The organism is Serratia ureilytica, from assembly GCF_013375155.1.
In the GTDB taxonomy this organism is placed as follows: Bacteria; Pseudomonadota; Gammaproteobacteria; order Enterobacterales; family Enterobacteriaceae; genus Serratia; species Serratia ureilytica.
In genome coordinates, this window is the sequence record NZ_JABXOF010000003.1 from 134,862 (window position 1) to 152,721 (window position 17,860).

The following is a 17,860-nucleotide window of genomic DNA, read 5'->3' on the forward strand; positions in this document are numbered from 1 at the left end:
TAAACGATCCTCGCAAGTTAAGTTAGTGAGATGTGTTCGTCACGGCTTTGGCGCTGATGCTGACCAGCAACAGGCACAGCAACGTGCAGCCGAAAGCCAGGGCCAGGCTGGTGTAATTGGCGATAAAACCGATCAGCGCCGGGCCGGTTAATAAGCCGAGATAGCCGACCAGCGTCACGGCCGGAAACGCCTGGCCGGGCGGCACCTGTTTTTGATTGCCGACGGCGTTGAACAGAATGGGAACGATGTTGGCGATGCCCAGACCGGCGAGCATCAACCCGCCAAAGGCGGCCGATACCAGAGGGACGGTGACGGTCAACAGCACGCCTGCCGCGGCGCACAGGCTGCCGAGCAGCAGAGTGCGGTAGCGCCCGACGGCGCCGATCAGCCTGTCGCCATACAGCCGCCCGCAGGCCACGGCGACGGCGTACAGCGTGAACCCGATCCCCGCCTGCGATTTGGCCACGCCGCGCTCGGCATGCAGGAATAATGCCGACCAGTCGAGCATCGCCCCCTCGGTCAGGAACACGAAGAAACAGAGCAGGGCGATAAACAGGATCTTGCCGTGGGCCAGCGCCCACCGCGCGCCGCCCCGTCGCCGCTCGCCGATGCCGCCGTGCGCCAGTAAATCGCCGGCGACGATCAGCAGCAGGATCGCGATGAGGAGGGCGATCAGGCCGATGGCCTGGGTCGGGGCGAGGCCCGCCAGCAGCAACAGACTGACGCCGCCGGCGCCGGCAATGCCACCAAGGCTGTAGAAGCCATGAAAACCGGACATTTTCGCCTGGCCGCTCTCCCGCTCGACGATTATCGCCTGTGAGTTCATCGCCACATCCATGATGCCGTTGACGGCGCCAAATACCCCCAATGCCGCCCCCATCAACAGCGGAGCATCGAGTAACGCCAACAGCGGCAAGTCGATGCACAGCAAGGCGCCAGCGCCCAGCAACACGGCGCGGCACCCCAGTTTGGCGATCAGATACCCGGCGAAGGGCATGATCGCCATGGAGCCGGCGGCGAGGCAAAACAGCAGCAAACCGAGCGCGCCGTCATCGATGCCCAATCGCGCTTTCACGAAAGGGATCAACGGCGCCCAGGCGGCCATGCCCAACCCGGCGAGGAAGAAGATCGCTCGGGTGGCGATTTGCCGGCGATGATTCTCTGCGGCCTCGCCGGTTAGCCAAGGCAGCATCATGACGATCGGCTCTGCGCGACGGACAGATAATCGGTATAAATCTGCGGTGAACCGGAAAATGACGCCAGTTGCTTCCACTCTTCATACATTTGCTTGGTGTCGCGATGCGCTTTGGCGAAGGTTGCCGCTTCGGCGGTGGCGATATCGGGCTCCGGATAGAACACGTCCAGCGCCGCCAGGCTGACGATTTCCATCATCACCGCGTACTGGTCGAGCCGATTGCCGCGCTCTCCCTTCAGCAAGTGAAACTTCCAGCCCGGATAATCCTCAATGCGATGGTGATTTTCGGCGATAAAGCGTTCGAATTGCGCCGGGGTCACGCCTTCGCGCAGCGCCAGATTGTGGATGCCGATAATGCGCGCCTCGGGCGGTTCGCCCGGCCGTTCCCGGTAGCGCGGGCCGGGCGGCACGTCGCTTTTTCTGTTCTCAGCCAGCAGGCGATAATCGCTGAACAGCGTCGGCAGCAGGCTGTAGGTGCCCAGTTTTCGCCACTCGGCGAGGATTTCCTGCGCGGCGGCATGCCGCCGCCAGAATTCGTGCGCGTGCGCCGTTCGCTGCCCGGTGGCGGTGACGTAACGATCGCGCTGCTCGGCGCTGTCAATCTCGTACAGCATCAGGTATTGCCCGACGCGTTCGCCGCGCAGGCCGCGCAGCAACGTCCAGCGCCAGCCGGGATAACAGGGGATATGCACGCCTTGTTCGCGCACGAAGGTTTCAAACTGTTGTGGCGTGACGCCGGCTTCGGTATCGATGCCGATGTAATAAAAGCTGAATACCGGTTTGGGATCGGAGACTGTCGTCGTCATCTTTCACTCCTGATTGGCGAATGCGGCGGAAAATTGGGTATTGATAATGGCTTCGACCAGCGTGACGCCGATGGGCGTGAGCGTCACGCACGGGCCATCGACAGTGACCAGCGCTTTATCTACCAGGATTTTCAACGTGCGGCGGATGACCGGGTTAGCAAACAGGCTGTTGCCGTCAAAGCGCCGTTTAAACACCCGATCGTCCACCGGCAGCAAGGTGGAGAGCGCCATTTTGAAGGCGTTCACTTCACGCTGGATCGGGGAGAAACCGCGGCTTTCCTCGATGGGCAGGCGGTCTTGGTTGAGCGCCTCCTTGTACTTCTTGTAACCGGTGATGTTGATGGCTTCGGATCGCGTCGATTTGGAGCTGCCGCCCAAACCGATCGCCACTTCCGGATACTGCTTGTCGAGATCGGTGATGAGCGCTTTCCACTTTTCCGGCTGTTGATCATTGCGGTGAAAGTACATGGTGGGGTGTTCGGTATAGCCGCCATTCAGGTAGTTCTCGACCAGCTCGCGCATTTGGTACTGTTTGCCCAGGCCAGGGAAGCGCAGGTTGTTGATGCTGATCAGCCCCTTTTTCTGCCACAGGCTTTCGCGCTCGCCCGAGACGCCGGTGCGATTTTTAATAAACTCATCCATGTGCAGCTTGGTGCAGACGACGTGCGACAGATTCAGCTCGAGGGTTTTTTCCATGTCGTATTTCACGTCGTCCACGCTTTGGCCCAGCATGCCGTAAATGAGGTCCACGCTGACCCAATCAATGCCGAGCGCGCGCGCATGATGAATGGTCTCCACGCACTCTTCGGCCGAGTGCATGCGCCCGCAGGCGGTGATGATGTCGTCATTGAAGGATTGGGTGCCGAAACTGATTTTGCTGAAGCCGAGCTCTTTCAGCAGCGCCAGATAGGCTTTGTTCAGGGTGCCGGGCTCCCCTTCGAAGCGCAGGGTGGCGTTGGTGAAGTTAAAGTGGCTGAAGTAGAAGGCCATCATGCGGCGCAGTTCCGGCTCCGGCAGCAAGGACGGCGTGCCGCCAAAGACGTTGAATTCACCGATTTCCACTTCGGCCAGGCTGGGCACGCGCGCCAGCCACATTTGCGCCTCCTTGATGTTGAAATCGACCAAATCGCGGAATACCGCCTGAGAGGCGGGCGCCTTGGGATTGAGGATCACCGTGGGGTACTGACAAAAATGGCAGCGATAGCGGCAGGTCGGGATATAGGCCCAGAGGTGGATTTTGCCCGCCTGGCGAATGTCAGCCTCCATATCGGCAAAAAACGCGGCCAGCGGGTAGTCGACGAGATCGCCGGGGAACACGTGACAGCCGAACGGATCCTTATGGACGTACTCCAGAAAGGCCCGGTTTTCCGGTTGCGCCAGGAACGCGTTCACCCGCGGCGTGGGATAGTTTTCATCGATATCCAGCAATGAGTGCAAGGCTTCGTCGTTCATCAGAAGACCCCCCCGTTGCCGAAATAGTTGTGGGCTTCGCCGGACTCGCGGTCTTCACAGAAGTAATAAACAAAGCGGGTGAAATCCTCGTCTTTGACCGTATCGAAGCAGGCCGGCAATGCGGGCGGGAAGCCGATATCGTCACCGACGGCGCGCCGCATGGCGGCAAACAGCGCATCGCGAAATTCGAGGTAGAGCCGATAGGCGGGGGTTTTGTAGGCATGGATCGGTTTGAAATCGATGATGCGCATCTCGTGTTTCAGCTCATGAATGCGGCGGTAGAGGCTGTCGGCCAGCGGGCCGGAGAAGAAATCGCGCACTTCGCTGTTTTCCAACAGCAGATACGGATTGAGCAGCACCGGCAGTAAGATATTCTTTGGCGTGTAGTCCTTGACCGAGTAGTCCCAGGCCAGTTTCGCCTCCGCCGGCGTGGCGTCCGCCAGCGCGGTTTTCTGTCGCTCAACGTCCGGCCGAACGTCCTTCATGATAATGATGCCGTCCTTGCCGTAGGCGATGCCGTTGATCACCTCATCGAGAATGGTGTCCACCCGGCGGCTGTTGATCTCAACGTAAGCATGGCGAGCGTAAACCGGCTTGCCGCCGTAGGCGATGACCTTAATGCCGAAGTCCCAGTCGTCGGACAGGTGTTCGACAAAGCGGCCATGGTTGAGCTGGTAGAAGATTTCGATGCCGCCTACCGCGTCATACAGGCTGCGCTCCACCCCGAACCCTTTGCCGTCGGGGAAGCCGCCGAACAGGGAGAACGAAAATTCGCGCAGACGCAGCGTTTTTTGGATCTCGCGGAACAGGTTGGGGCGGTGCTCAAACTCTGCGGGAGGGTAGTAATAGTTGCAGGTGCCCAGGTCGCCTTGTTGCTCGATCATGGTATTCACCAGCTCGTAAAGCCAAAATGCATCCACGGTGCAATCGGCATCGGCGGAAACGATATAGTGCTTGCGTTTATTTCCCAGCCGGCTGTCGCGGGCTTTAGAACGCAGCGACGCATAGTCCATGCCGCGTTTTCTGGCCGAGGAGACACCCTGCACCGTTTCGGCGATAACATGAATGGCCATAGCCGGATGCCTTTCACTAAACGCGTTTATTTTAGCGACGGAATCATCGGTGGAGTTGTTATCAACGACAATCAGTTCGTAAGTGTCGTGGGTGATTAATTCATTCTTGGTGTGCTGATTGAACAGCGAAAGTAAAACCGCCTCAATACGGTCGCTTTCATTATAAACGGGCAGTACGACAGACACAAAAACAGTATCACGCATAGATCCTCCAAGGGCTAATGAAAGTCCACAGTTAGAAATGGCTTGTCTGAAAATGAAATGTCACGTCATTCGATGATTAGCTGATATTTAAGAACTCCATGACGTTGTTGGATAAAATCCGCTTGCCCAGCGCGTAATTCTTTTCCGCCACGCGTTTCATCTTCTCCTTGTTATTAATGAACCGGTAGACTTCCTGGATGAATTCGTCGTTCGGCGGCCCATCCTGTAACTCGGAGATCGGCATGACGGGCGCTTCAAACCCATGCCGGCCGTAGACTTCGTGATAATATTCGTAGCGAGTGGTGATATAGCAACGGCGGCAACTGATCGCTTCGCCGATAGGATTGCCATAGCTATCATAATCATACGAGGTGAGAAACGAGACCAGGTCGCAAGAGTGATAGAGGTCCTCTATGCAAAACGCGTCGTTTTCCGAGCGCATATCGACATGAGGAAGCATGCCGACGAATTTGACATAGGGGAGAACATTCAGTTCCTGCGCCAATTTAGCGAGTTGCAGATAACATGACGGATTTTCATATTCATTGCCGGCGATCGCCAAATAGGCGCGTCGCGTGTTGTGGTCGCGGATAAATAAATCGTTCAGCCGGCTGATCAGTATAATATCGCGGTCCAATCTTTTCTGAGGGATGATGCGGGTGGTTCTGGCAATGAGAAGATCATTGTCGCGAATATTCATCTGCTTTCTGACATTCGTTCTTTCGTGACTGTCCGAGAAGTCATAGGTATTTTTCTTTACCTCGACATGGACATCATGATTGCACCAGGCCTCCAGCTTTTGCTTCAGATCGTGATTGAGCGTGACATAGGTAATGTATTTTGAAGGGATAGGTTTGATGGCGTGAGAATAAGGCGGTGGGCCGTATTTGAGCACCTTTTTTTCGCTGTTCCACATCAGGTCATGATCGCGCCAGATGACGAAACGCGTCAGTCGATAACGTCGGCCATAATCTTCGATCGCCAGATACAGCGCTTTGGTATAGATGATGTTTTCCGGCAGCGTGCCGTTTTCCACCACCACATGGCTGATTGCGAGCGCTTCCCATTGGGCGATGAGGCGATCCGCCAGCTGCCGCGCCGTCAACGCGATGGTATGCAACAAAGCGGCTTTTTCTTGCTCGTCAATGGGCGTTTTCTGGCCGATCAACGCCGCGTGCGCGTACTCGAGAAAGGCGGGGTGGTAATCTGGAATCGACGTGATGTCGTCCAGGCGGACCAGCGTAAAGACATCGCGGTAGATGTCATGCTCATGCTGATAGGGTTTATTAAAGTTTCCCTTATCAATCTTGATGTCGTATCCCAAATCAAGATAAGAGCGAAATCCACAGGCTTGCAGTCGTTTGGCAATCTTCATTGCTTCCACCGTGATCCCCGAGACCGAGACGGCATCGAACGAAATGAACATTGCATTCTTCTCTTGCCTTTCGTGCATCGCAGTACCTCCTGCTATTATTTGTAGTGCATTGATTTAAATTAACTATTTCTTAACAAGTCTCCGGTAACGTTCCCAATTGAGTGGAAAAAGAATCGTTTTGACGCTCTGGAATACACTCAAATCTGACAGAACGGAAGCTTAACCGTTCAAAAATGTAAAGATACGTTTATGCTTTGTGAGGGCTCTCACAAATATTCCGGTGCGGGAGGCGTGAAACAAGCAGAGGAAAAGAGGGGGGATCAAGCCCCCCGAATGTGGGGCATGCGATGCCGATTTAACGATTCGCCGTGCCGCCTTCGGCAGGCTGAAGTATCGCCTGCAGCAGCGTCGGCACCTGCTGGGATCCCACCGCCGGGCTGAACAAAAACCCCTGGCCGATATGGAAACCGGCTTCGCACAGCGTTTGGCGCTGCTGCTCGGTTTCCACGCCTTCGGCGATGATATCGATCGACAGCTTTTGACCGAGAATGCCGATGCTTTCCACGATCGCCAGGATCGCCGGTTCGGTGTTCATGCGTTGAATGAAGTCGCAGTCCAGCTTAATGCAGTCCAGCGGGTAGTCCATGATATGGCTGAACGAGGAGTGGCCAGTGCCGAAGTCGTCCAGCGCGATACGGATACCCATCTCTTTGAGCATGTGCAGCGCGCGCAGTACGTATTTCGAACCGTGCTTGTTGAACGCGTGTTCGGTCACTTCCAGTTCGATCAGGTGGTGGGGAATGTGGAACTTCAGCAGGCGTTGCAGGAAGGTTTCGGCGTAGTTGTCGCGTAAAAACTCGATCGGCGACACGTTCAGCGAAACGGGCCGCACCGCCACGCCGGCCGCGCGCCAGCGGGCGATATCGGCGAAGACTTTCAGCTGCATGGCTTCGCTGATTTTGGTCGCCAGTTCATAGTCGTTGAAGGCCTCGCTGACCGTCGCCGGCAGCTGTATGCCGTTTTGCGGGCAATGCCAGCGCAGCAGCGCTTCGAAGCCGACGATGCTGCCATCGGCGAGGCTGACCTTCGGCTGGTAGTTGGGGCGAATGCAATTATCGCGCACGATCTGGCGCGCGTAGTTGAGCTGACTGGCACGGGCGCGGGCTTTGTCCATCATCTTGCTGTCGAACATGTAGACGCCGCCGCGGCCGCCTTCTTTCAGTTCATACAGCGCGGTATCGGCGCACTTCATCAGCTCTGACGCATCGCGGGCATCTTTGGGATAGATGGCGCCACCGATGCTCATGCCGCAATGCAACGTCTTGCCGCCGTGGGTGATCGGCGTCTCCAGCTGCAGCAGAAACTTGTTGGCGATGCGGAAAATATCCTGCTCGTTTTCGACGTCGCTGATCACGACGGCGAACTCGTCGCCGCCGAGGCGAGAGACGAACGAATGAGTATTCATGCAGGCGCTGAGCCTTTTGCCCAGCACCCGCAGCAGATGATCGCCCGCCGCGTGGCCCAGCGTATCATTCACCAGTTTAAAATGGTCAAGATCCAGCAGCATCAGCCCGAGCGACTTGTTGCCGTGCAGGGCGCGCTTCATCTCTTGCTTCAGCTTTTTCTTGAAGAGGCGCCGGTTGGGCAGGCCGGTCAGTTCGTCATACTCGCTGGCAAGCAGCAGGCGTTGCTCCATCACGCGCTGCGACGTCACATCCCGTGAGACGCACAAGATCTCGGCCACGGCGCCGTGCTCATCGCTGACGGGAGAGAGGATGTTGTCCCAATGCTGTTTTTTGCCCTGCGGCGTCACGCTCAATCCCGCGAAACGCGCATTCTTACCGGCTTTGACGCTGCGCAACGCTTTGCTGCCGCGGCGGCGAACTTCGGGCGACAACAGCCCCAGCCAGGGCATGCCAAACTCTTTTTGCGCCGGATCGAGGCCGAGCGCCAGGCTGCCGGAGCGGTTCATGTGGCGCAGCGTGCCGTCGCGATTGATCACTTTGATGCAGTCGACGCTGGCGTCCAGCATGTCTTGCTGGATAGAGAGCGCCTGAACGTTTTGCTGGCGTTGCAGCATTTGCGGATGGATGTCGGTGGCGGTGAGGTACCAGCTGGGCTCCAGCGCCTTGCCGTCCTGGCGGGTGTTAAACGCCAGCATAAACCACCGGTAGGCGCCGCTGCGCTCGCGCAGACGGGCTTCGCCGGCGAACGAGGAGAGGGCAACGATGGCCTGGCGCCATTGCGCGGCCAGGCGTTCGCGATCGTCAGGGTGCAGGGCCTCGAGCCAGTCTGCGGCGCCGTGCTCACCGGCGATTGCGCCGGTATAGTCGCGCCACTGCTTGTTGAAGTAACCGCCAAGGCGGTTGCCGAAGCAAATCAGACCCGGCAAGTCGTCTACGATTTCGCTGTAGAGGTCGATCGGATTTTTGTTATTTTTCTGCTCGGGCAACAGGCTCATGCGGTATTTCCTCGGAAAATTACCCATATTCTTGCTCTATAGCAGAGCCTCTTTCAATATAGTCTTGCCAATGAAAATGGGAATAGCCAGCGGGCGCGGCTAAAAATCGGCCTGGTAGCATGAAATAGATTACGCAAGAACGCATTAGGAATACTCCTGTTATTTATAAGCCCCTCTTATATTGCATCGAAAAATAAGTGCTCCGACCAGGCGGTTTAATAATCGCAAAAAAGTAATCAAACCTGATGTTTCTTTTTGAGGAAATGTTCAGTCTTTCTGCTGCTCTTTCACTCGTCATACCGCCTCTCTTATGCATCATGACTGACAAAATCCGCATGCCGGGCGGTAAAAAGCGCCATGTTATGCCCGGCTCAGCGGTGGCCGACGCACTTGTCGCCGACGTTTGCGGTGAAAGTTATGATGCAAATCAAGAAATGTTTTGTTTCATCTGTTGACACTTTGCTTACGTATAAGATAGCCTCGCGAATGAAAATCATTAACAAAACTGGATGATTGAGCGGGATGCACTCACAGCCTGATTCTCGCGCTTCGGCCGGATGGCCGAGCCGTGCCGGTATAACGGCGCCGGGTTTATCGCCGGCAAACGTACATTCGCCACCTGTCTGCACTTCTGCGCCCTAAGCGTATGGCGTGGTGACATCTTCATGTCCGCACGCCCGAATTTTTATCACTCAGCCTGTTTTATGCGGCCCGCGTCGGGCAGGCATGCGTTATCTGTCGTTTCACGATCATAGGAGGTTTCAGCGCAGTTAAAACGTCAGTTTTCTTCTGGGTATAAATAAACATGGAGCGTAAAATGATACTTAATAAAAAATTGAAGTTAGCGTATTGCGTGTTTCTGGGTTGTTATGGCTTATCTCTTCATTCATCTCTTGCTGCTTATCGGGAACCAGGGCAATTAGGTTCGCCCGACAGTTGGAAAACCGCAGAATTTAATCGCCAATGGGGGCTTGAGGCTATTTCCGCCGAGTTCGCCTATGCCAGAGGCTATACCGGAAAAGGCGTGACGATTGGCGTTATTGATGATGCCATTCTCTCTCATCCGGAATTTGCCGGTAAACTGACGCGGCTGGATAACGGCAGCTATAATTTCTCGTATGATAAACAAGATAATATGTCATTCGGCACGCATGGCACGCATGTCGCCGGTATTGCAGCCGCCAAAAGAGACGGCTCCGGTATGCATGGCGTCGCCTACGACGCGGACATTATCGGCGCCAAGTTGAACGACTTCGGCAACCGCAACGGCCGCGAAGAACTGATCCAGAGCCCAGCCCGGGTTATCAATAACAGCTGGGGGATCCCACCGGCGGTCAGAAAGGATGCCAATGGCAACACCATTTGGCTGCCGAACGGGCGGCCTGACTATGTGGCGTGGGTGAAAACCGACGTCATCAATGAAGTGATGCGCAATAAGTCCAACCTGGAATGGGGCAGCGAGCAACCCGTGCCCACCGGCGGGCACAGCGCCATGGCGACGCTGCTGCGCGCCGCCAAGCATGGCAAACTGATCGTTTTCTCGGCAGGCAATTACAATAACTACAATATTCCTGAGGCGCAAAAGTCACTTCCCTATGCTTTCCCTGAGGTATTAAACAATTATCTGATCGTGACCAATCTGAGTAATAACGATAAGTTAAGCGTTTCCTCAACCAGCTGCGGACATACGGCCAGTTTTTGCGTGTCAGCGCCAGGCAGCAGTATTTACAGCAGCGTAGGGGAGCTGGTTTCCAATACCGGCGGGGCGGTGAACCGCGAAGCCTATAATAAGGGCGAGCTGACGGTTAAACCCGATTACGGAAATATGTCGGGCACCTCAATGGCGGCGCCGCACGTCACCGGATTTGCCGCCGTATTGATGCAGCGCTTCCCTTATATGAGCGCCGCTCAAATATCCGCGGTCATCAAAACCACCGCCACCGATTTAGGCGAGGCCGGCATTGATCATTTATTCGGCTGGGGCCGCGTCAATTTACGCGATGCGATCAACGGGCCGAAGATGTTTATCACCCAAGAGGATATTCCGCAGGAATTCTATGTGCCGGGTTCCTACAGTGAAAAACAGTTTGTGGTGAATATCCCCGGTCTGGGGAATATCGTCGAAGCCGGAACCCCGGTTGAGCGGCGTTGCACGTCGGGCGAATGCGACTTCGATTCGTGGAGCAATGACATCCGCGGCCACGGCGGGTTGACCAAAACGGGCGCCGGTACGCTGGCGCTGTTAGGCAATAATACTTACAGCGGTGACACCTGGGTGAAACAGGGCGTACTGGCGATCAACGGTTCGGTGGCGTCCAATGTCTATATCGAAAATAGCGGCACGCTGGCCGGCGACGGCACGGTGGGGGCGTTCAGAGCGGTTCGGGGCGGCAGCGTGACGCCGGGAAATGGCATCGGTACGCTGCACGTGTTGCATGACGCCGTGTTTGATCGCGGCTCGCAGTATAACGTGGAGGTCGCAGACAATGGCCGCAGCGATAAAATCGAAGCGCGGCGCGCTTTCCTCTACGGCGGCAGTGTGAACGTCAGCCTGGAGCACAGCAAAAACCTGCTGTCGCAAAATGAGGCGCAAAGCCTGCTGGGCAACAAATACACCATCCTGACGACGACGGATGGCGTGACCGGCCGCTTCGAAAATGCCAATCCTTCGTATCCGTTTGTCAACGTGACGCTGGACTATCAGGGCAATGACGTCGGCCTTGGGATCACGCGCACCGCCGCCCGTTTTGACAGCCTGGCCAGCACCGAAAACGAGAAAGCGGTCGCCCGGGCGGTGGAAACGCTCAACGCCACGGAACCGGTCACGGAAACGGCCAAACGCAGCGTCGCGGCGCCTACCGCTGAAGCGCTAACCGCACTGCAGGGCGTTGAAGGCGAGGCGACAGCCGTTACCGAAGCGACGAGCCCCGTGGCCGGCCATCCGGTTTATGAAAGCTTCCTCGGCTTCACTTCGGCCAGAGAATTGCAGCAGGCGACCCGTCAACTGTCCGGCCAGATCCACGCGGATATGGCTTCCGCCCAGATCAACGAAAGCCGTAATTTGCGCGATACCGCCACCGAGCGATTGCGCCAGGCTGAAGGCCGCCGCACCGCTTCCGATATCAAAGCGGATGATAATGGCGCCTGGGCGAAACTGCTGGGCAACTGGGGGCATGCTTCCGGCAACGACAACGCCACCGGTTACCAGACATCCACCTATGGCGTGCTGTTGGGTCTGGACAGTGAACTGTTTGACGACGGCCGGCTGGGCGTGATGACCGGGTATACCCGCACGTCGCTGGATGGCGGCTATCAGTCAGATGCTCACAGCGACAACTACCATCTGGGGCTGTACGGCGACAAACGTTTCGGCGCGTTGGCGCTGCGAGCGGGCGGCACCTATACCTGGCATCGCATCGACACGTCACGCTCGGTAAACTACGGCGCGCAGGCGGATCGCGAAAAGGCCCGCTATAACGCGCGCACCGGTCAGCTGTTTATCGAAAGCGGTTACGATTGGAGCAACGACGTGGTCAATCTTGAGCCGTTCGCCAACCTGGCGTACACCCACTATCGCAACGAGGGGATCAACGAGCAAGGCGGAGCGGCGGCGCTGCGCGGCGATAAGCAAAGTCAGTCCGCCACCGCTTCGACGCTGGGCCTGCGCGCCGATACGCAATGGCAGACCGACAGCGTGGCGATCGCGCTGCGCGGCGAGCTGGGTTGGCAACATCAGTACGGCAAGCTGGAGCGTAAAACACAGCTGATGTTCAAACGCAGCGATGCGGCGTTCGACGTGAACAGCGTCCCCGTTTCCCGTGACGGGGCGGTTCTGAAGGCGGGCGTCGATGTTTGGGTTAACAAAAACGCCGTGTTGTCCCTCGGTTACGGCGGGCAATTGTCGTCCAACCATCAGGACAACAGCGTCAATGCCGGTCTGACCTGGCGCTTCTGATAGCCGTTGATCCGTTTCACGCTACTCAGCCCCCATCGCAACGATGGGGGTTTTTTATGGGGCGCGCGGAAGCGACAGGCCGGGCGGCGGTGTCTTCACAGGATAAAGGCGCGTTAGAACAGGATGTTTCTAATTCTTTTGGTTAGAAAAATTGATGATAATCATCTGAAATGACTAAAAGGATTTAGGCCGAAACATGGAATTTCTCTTCATTTTATTATTTTTTACCTTATACATATCAATTGCCTGTGAGTATCACCGGCGCCGGTGGCGCGCGCTGTATCGCCGTAAGAGAAATAGAAGAAAAGGGATGAAAATGAAACGGATGGTTAATATTCTGCTGTTCAGGCAATAAACCCAAAAAAAAGGAGACGTCATGCAACGTCTCCCTCTAAATGCCCATTGAGCGCGGTGCGCCGCTTTATTTAACCGGCGTTCCGGCGATTATTTATCCAGCGCGTAGGCGATGACGTAATCACCACGATCCGGCGACTGACGTGCGCCGCCGGCGGAAATGACGACATACTGCTTACCGGTGGTCGGCGAGACGTAACTCATCGGCGTGCCGCCGCTGCCGACCGGCAAGCGCGCTTTCCACAGCTCTTGCCCGGTGGACGAATCAAAGGCGCGCAGATAATAATCCTGCGTACCGGCGATAAACACCAGGCCGCCTTGAGTCGCTAGCGTGCCGCCCAGCGTCGGCATGCCGACCGGCATCTGCGCGCGCATTTTGATGCCGAACGGCCCGGTATCCTGCACCGTTCCTACCGGAACCTGCCACACCACTTTGCGCGTCTGCAAATCGATGGCGGAGAGGGTGCCGAACGGCGGTTTTTGGCAAGGAATGCCCAGCGGCGACATGAAGCGATTCTTATTGACGGCATACGGCGTGCCTTTGAGCGGGACCGCGCCCATGCCGGTATTCACGGCTTCACCGCCGTTGCCGGCCGGCGCGCCTGCGTCGGCTTTCTGCGGGATCATCTGCACCCACAGACCCAGACGCATATCGTTGGCGAAAATATAACGGTTGTTCGGATCGGTAGAGAGACCGCCCCAGTTCATGCCGCCCAGCGAGCCGGGGAAGCTGAGGGAAACGTCGGTGTCCGGCGCGGTGAACAGGCCGTCATAACGCATCGATTTAAAGCTGATGCGGCACATCAATTGATCGAATGGCGTAGCGCCCCACATGTCGGACTCGCTGAGCTTCTGCGCGCCAATCTGCGGCATGCCGACGGAGAACGGCTGCGTGGCGGAATATTGCTCGCCCGGAATGGTGCGGGTCTTCACCGGCAGTTCCTTCACTTCGGTCAGCGGTTTGCCGGTATGGCGATCCAGCACGAAGATCTGCCCGCTTTTGGTGCCGATAACCAACGCAGGGCGGGTGGTGCCGTCCTGCATCGGGAAGTCGAGCAGGCTGGGCTGCATCGGCAGATCGAAGTCCCACAGATCGTTATGCACGGTCTGATAGACCCATTTCTCTTTGCCGGTGGTCGCGTCGAGCGCCAGCACCGAGGCGCCGTATCGGTGATCCAGCGCGTTGCGGTTGGCGCCCCACAGATCGACGGAGGAGCTGCCCATCGGCAGGAAGACCGTGTTCATCGCCGGATCGTACGACATCGGCGCCCAGGAGTTCGGGGTGCTGCGCACGAAGTGTTGATCCGGTTTCAGGGCAGCGTTCGGCTGCGGATTGCCCGGGTCAAACGCCCAGCGCATTTCGCCGGTGATCACGTTGAAGCCGCGCAGCACGCCGCCGGGCATATCGGTTTGCACGTTATCGGCAACGCGCCCGCCGACCACCACGGTGGTGCCGGCCAGCGTCGGCGCTGACGTCAGTTGATATTTAGGATCGGCGGCGTCGCCCAGACCGGCCTTCAGGTCCACCACGCCCTGGTTGCCGAAGTGTTGGCAGAATTCGCCGTTGTCGGCGTTAATCGCCATCAGGCGCGCGTCGATGGTGTTCATCAATATGCGTCGTTGGCAGCTGTCACCGGCCGCCAGCGCGACGGGCGCGGCGGGGGTTGAACCCGGCACGCTCGGCGCGGGCAACGGCTTGTTGACGTCGAAGTAGGCCAGGCCGCGACAGCGGTTCCATACCTGCGACTTGGCGTTGACTTCTCGCCGCCAAATTTCTTTGCCGCTGTCGGCGTCGACGGCGATCACATTGTTATGCGGCGTGCACAGGAAAATGCGGTTGCCGATCTGCAGCGGCGTTTGCTGATCTTCCGCGCCGTTGCCATCAGGGCTGATAGGGATGTCACCCGTATGGAACGTCCAGGCGACTTTCAGCTCCCGCACGTTATCGCGGGTGATCTGATCCAGCGCGACGAAACGGCTGCCGCCCGGCGTATTGCCGTAGTTATCCCAATCTTTCTGCTGTTGCGCTTTATCAACCGGGATCAGCGGCAGCGGCTGGCCGCTGAAGGCAACGGTGGGATGCGGCTGGAACATTTGGACAAAGGCGCCGACCATGCCGACCGCCAGCAAGGCGGAGAGCAGGTAAGCCGGCTTGGCCAACGGCGCTTTGCCTTCGCGCTTGCGCAGCGCCGGCCAGGTGAGGAAGGCCAGCAGCATCAGGCCGGTCGGCACCATCAGGCGGGAAATCAACGGCCAAAAATCAAAACCGGCGTCCAACGGCGCCCAAATGACGGTGCTGATGAACACCGCCAGGAACAGCCAAACCGCTGAGGACTTGCGGCGGAAAAACTGAATGGCCGACAGCAGGATGACGAGGCCGGCAATCAGGAAGTAGGCGCTGCCGCCCAGCGAGAGCAGTTTGCCGCCGGCGACGGTGAAGAACAGGCCGGTGGCGGCCAGGATGATGCCCAACAGGCAACACCACAGCGTAAGTTTTATGCCCGAACGTGCATTGGCATCTGACATTGAATAATCTCCAATAACATACTGATTCTTAAAGGTGAAAAGGTCGTTATTGGCGACTATTGTAACATTGATGGAGGTGCGCTTGTTAAGGATATGTAACTGCATTTATGAGGGAAAAGCCGACGTTATCGGCACAACCTCGGTTTGGCTTAGAGGAATATCCGTTTCTGCCAGTGTACGAGCTGCGCGGCAGGCAGAGAGGCAACCTGCGCCACCCGGTGGCGATTTTCCAGGGCGATTTCCCGGGCGCGTTGCAACGGCTCGGCGCTGAGGCGCTGCACGCTTTGCCGCAGCGCCTGTTGCGCCAGCGCCAGTTCGCCGGCGCCGAGGTGCGCCAGTTCATGGCGCATCTGCAGCAAGAATTCGTCGGTTAACTGCCGCAGCTGCGCAACGGCGAACGTCGGGGATTGCAGTGCAAACAGCAGGCCTTCGGCATCGGCGCTGCGATGAAAGGCGCATTGCACCACGTAACCCACGTTGCGCTCGACGCGCAACTGCTGGAAGTAACGCGGCGCGTAAAGCCGGGCCAGCACGCGCAGCGCCCAACGCCCTTCGGCTTCGTCGTTCGGCAGCGGGTAAAATTGCAGCAAGGCGTGTTCTGCGCCGCTTTCCGTCAGGGTGACGGGGTGGTGATGCAGAGGCGCCGGCCGCTGAGCCTCGTCGGTTATGGGAAAAGGAAAGTCATACAGCAAATGCGACAGCCGCCGTTTTAACTCGCCGTCGCCGCCGACCAGGGTGGCATGCCAGAGTGGGGCCGTTGCCGTTGATACGCTCAACGCCGCCGGCAATTGGGCTAACAGGCGGCGAATGGCGATATCGTTTTGCGCTTTGAGCTGCGCGTGGCGCAGGTTTCTCGCCGCCTCGTTGATGACGGCCGGCGGCAGCGCCGCCAGGGCTCGATTCACGACGTTCAGACCGTGGCAGATCAGCGCTGCGCTGCCCGCCAGCTGTAACAACCACACGCCCTGGTGGCGCTCGAAGCTTAAATGTCCCTCCCGATGGGCTAACTCGGCCGCTCCAGGGCGCAATGCCGCCTGCAAACCACAGGCCTGTTCTTCGCTGAGAGCGCCATGCGGCGATGGGCGCAGCAGCAGCACCGGCTGCGCTTCGTCGGGGTGCAGATGCCGCAGCGGCGCCTGGCCGGCCGGCAGGGGCGGGATCGGCAGCGCCGCCGAGGTGGAGAAAAAGCGGAAAGGATCTATTGTGGGCGTCGGCACGGTGCGGACGAAGGGCGCGAGCGCCAACGGCAGCCCTTGAATTTCACGCGTTTCACCGCCTCCCTCAGGCAGCATGGCCAGACGGCGATGCGGCGCGCTAATCAGCGCCGAAATATGCCGTGGCCAATCGTCGTTCGGCTCCACCGGCGGCAGCCCAAATGCTCTGGCGCGCAACTGATCGAGCGGCGCCAAACGGTGGAAATCGCGGTTTGCCAGTTGCCCGAAATGCGCAAGCTGAGCCGGTGTCAGCGCGATAAGCGCCTGCAACCAGGCCAGCAAGGCGCTTTCGATGTGGGCGGCTTCAGACGCCGAGCCGTGATTGACGGTAAAAATAAAACTCAGCAGGGCGCTGTTTTCAGCGCAGCGGGCGTAATCCAGCCTAACGGCGTCGGCCCACGCGTGAGCGCGCAGCCGTGCCAGCAGCCCGCCAGGGGCTTCGTCCAGCAATAAACGCTCCAGCCGCCGCAGCCAGCCGCGTGAACGGGAGTGCGGCAGGGCAAACACCAACCGCAGCTGCGGCGCGCCGGGGAGAGACAGCGTGTAATCTTGCCCGGCGGCCAGCGGCGGCAATGCCTCGGGCGGCTCGATGCTGCCCGGCGGCAAGGCGCCGCCGTAGCGCTGCGCCAGCGCATGCAACTGCTCGAGCGATTGCGGGCCTTGCAGCCACAGCGTGATGTTCGGCGCGCGGTAATAGTGGTGGTGAAACTGCCGCAGCACCCGCTGCAACGCGGGAATATCGCTGCCGAAAGCGGCGCGGCTGCCGATATGAAAGCGGTGCAACGCGTCAATGCCGCTGAACATCTGCCGCTGCGCCGCTTCGCAGCGGGTTTCAACGTCGGCGCGCAGCAGGCGATATTCGGCGTCGATGACCTCGATCTCCTGGGCGATTACCTCAGCCGCCAGCTGTGGGACGGCGAGCATATCGATCAGCCTGGCCAACCCCTCCGCCAGCTGTTCGGCGCCCACCTCAAAGAAAAACGCGGTTTGCGTGGCCTGGGTCGTGGCGTTTAACCGGCCGCCGACCGCCGGCGTCCAGCCCATCAGCCCATCCTGCGCGCTAAAGTTCACGCTGCCGCGAAACAGCATATGCTCCAGCAGATGCGCCAGGCCCGGCCAGGCGGCAGGCGCCTGAAAGCTGCCCGCCTCGATGCGCACCAGCGCGGCGGCGGCCTCGGCGTCAGGGGTGCTAATCGCCCTGACGGCCAAACCGTTATCGAGCTGCCACGAGGCGGCGAGTGTCAT

9 protein-coding genes are annotated in these 17,860 nt (G+C 58.4%); 1 reads left to right on the forward strand and 8 read right to left on the reverse strand.

What is annotated here, in order from left to right:
• Positions 1–22: 22 nt before the first annotated feature.
• The 6 genes from HWW83_RS07225 to HWW83_RS07250 all read right to left on the reverse strand — a co-directional run bounded on the left by HWW83_RS07225 (position 23) and on the right by HWW83_RS07250 (position 8,566).
• A complete protein-coding gene (locus HWW83_RS07225) occupies positions 23–1,195 on the reverse strand; it encodes an MFS transporter (RefSeq protein WP_176589166.1) in 1,173 nt (390 codons plus the stop codon).
• Entirely contained in the window at positions 1,192–2,001 is an 810-nt protein-coding gene (locus tag HWW83_RS07230; protein ID WP_015377860.1) for a hypothetical protein, read from the reverse strand. Before HWW83_RS07230 ends, HWW83_RS07225 begins: the two co-directional genes overlap by 4 nt.
• Positions 2,002–2,004: 3 nt before the next feature.
• Positions 2,005–3,453 (reverse strand): radical SAM protein, encoded by a 1,449-nt coding sequence (locus HWW83_RS07235; RefSeq protein ID WP_099783057.1) that lies wholly within the window; start codon positions 3,451–3,453, stop codon positions 2,005–2,007.
• Positions 3,453–4,730, reverse strand: a complete 1,278-nt coding sequence (locus tag HWW83_RS07240) for a glycosyltransferase family 2 protein (RefSeq protein ID WP_046898373.1) — start codon at positions 4,728–4,730, stop codon at positions 3,453–3,455. The genes HWW83_RS07235 and HWW83_RS07240 overlap by 1 nt, the downstream gene beginning before the upstream one ends.
• 76 nt (positions 4,731–4,806) lie before the next feature.
• Positions 4,807–6,183, reverse strand: a complete 1,377-nt coding sequence (locus HWW83_RS07245) for a glycosyltransferase family protein (RefSeq protein ID WP_089194737.1) — start codon at positions 6,181–6,183, stop codon at positions 4,807–4,809.
• Positions 6,184–6,460: 277 nt separating this feature from the next.
• Positions 6,461–8,566: a putative bifunctional diguanylate cyclase/phosphodiesterase gene (locus HWW83_RS07250; RefSeq protein ID WP_142002409.1), complete on the reverse strand. Its 2,106-nt coding sequence runs from the start codon at positions 8,564–8,566 to the stop codon at positions 6,461–6,463.
• A 1,024-nt stretch (positions 8,567–9,590) separates the two neighbouring features.
• On the opposite strand from HWW83_RS07250, the gene HWW83_RS07255 reads away from it, so the two are divergent.
• Positions 9,591–12,521: an autotransporter domain-containing protein gene (locus tag HWW83_RS07255; protein ID WP_233788444.1), complete on the forward strand. Its 2,931-nt coding sequence runs from the start codon at positions 9,591–9,593 to the stop codon at positions 12,519–12,521.
• Positions 12,522–12,965: 444 nt separating this feature from the next.
• On the opposite strand, the gene HWW83_RS07260 is transcribed toward HWW83_RS07255, so the two are convergent.
• Together HWW83_RS07260 and pqqF are read right to left on the reverse strand one after the other, a co-directional pair.
• Positions 12,966–15,401 (reverse strand): glucose/quinate/shikimate family membrane-bound PQQ-dependent dehydrogenase, encoded by a 2,436-nt coding sequence (locus tag HWW83_RS07260; RefSeq protein ID WP_033643055.1) that lies wholly within the window; start codon positions 15,399–15,401, stop codon positions 12,966–12,968.
• Positions 15,402–15,550: 149 nt separating this feature from the next.
• Positions 15,551–17,860, reverse strand: a complete 2,310-nt coding sequence (gene pqqF, locus HWW83_RS07265) for a pyrroloquinoline quinone biosynthesis protein PqqF (RefSeq protein WP_176589167.1) — start codon at positions 17,858–17,860, stop codon at positions 15,551–15,553.

Bases quoted from the DNA above. Each gene is read 5' to 3' on its own strand.
- HWW83_RS07225 (WP_176589166.1), bottom strand. From the start codon at position 1,195: ATGATGCTGCCTTGGCTAACCGGCGAGGCCGCAGAGAATCATCGCCGG.
- HWW83_RS07230 (WP_015377860.1), bottom strand. From the start codon at position 2,001: ATGACGACGACAGTCTCCGATCCCAAACCGGTATTCAGCTTTTATTAC.
- HWW83_RS07235 (WP_099783057.1), bottom strand. From the start codon at position 3,453: ATGAACGACGAAGCCTTGCACTCATTGCTGGATATCGATGAAAACTAT.
- HWW83_RS07240 (WP_046898373.1), bottom strand. From the start codon at position 4,730: ATGCGTGATACTGTTTTTGTGTCTGTCGTACTGCCCGTTTATAATGAA.
- HWW83_RS07245 (WP_089194737.1), bottom strand. From the start codon at position 6,183: ATGCACGAAAGGCAAGAGAAGAATGCAATGTTCATTTCGTTCGATGCC.
- HWW83_RS07250 (WP_142002409.1), bottom strand. From the start codon at position 8,566: ATGAGCCTGTTGCCCGAGCAGAAAAATAACAAAAATCCGATCGACCTC.
- HWW83_RS07260 (WP_033643055.1), bottom strand. From the start codon at position 15,401: ATGTCAGATGCCAATGCACGTTCGGGCATAAAACTTACGCTGTGGTGT.
- pqqF (WP_176589167.1), bottom strand. From the start codon at position 17,860: ATGACACTCGCCGCCTCGTGGCAGCTCGATAACGGTTTGGCCGTCAGG.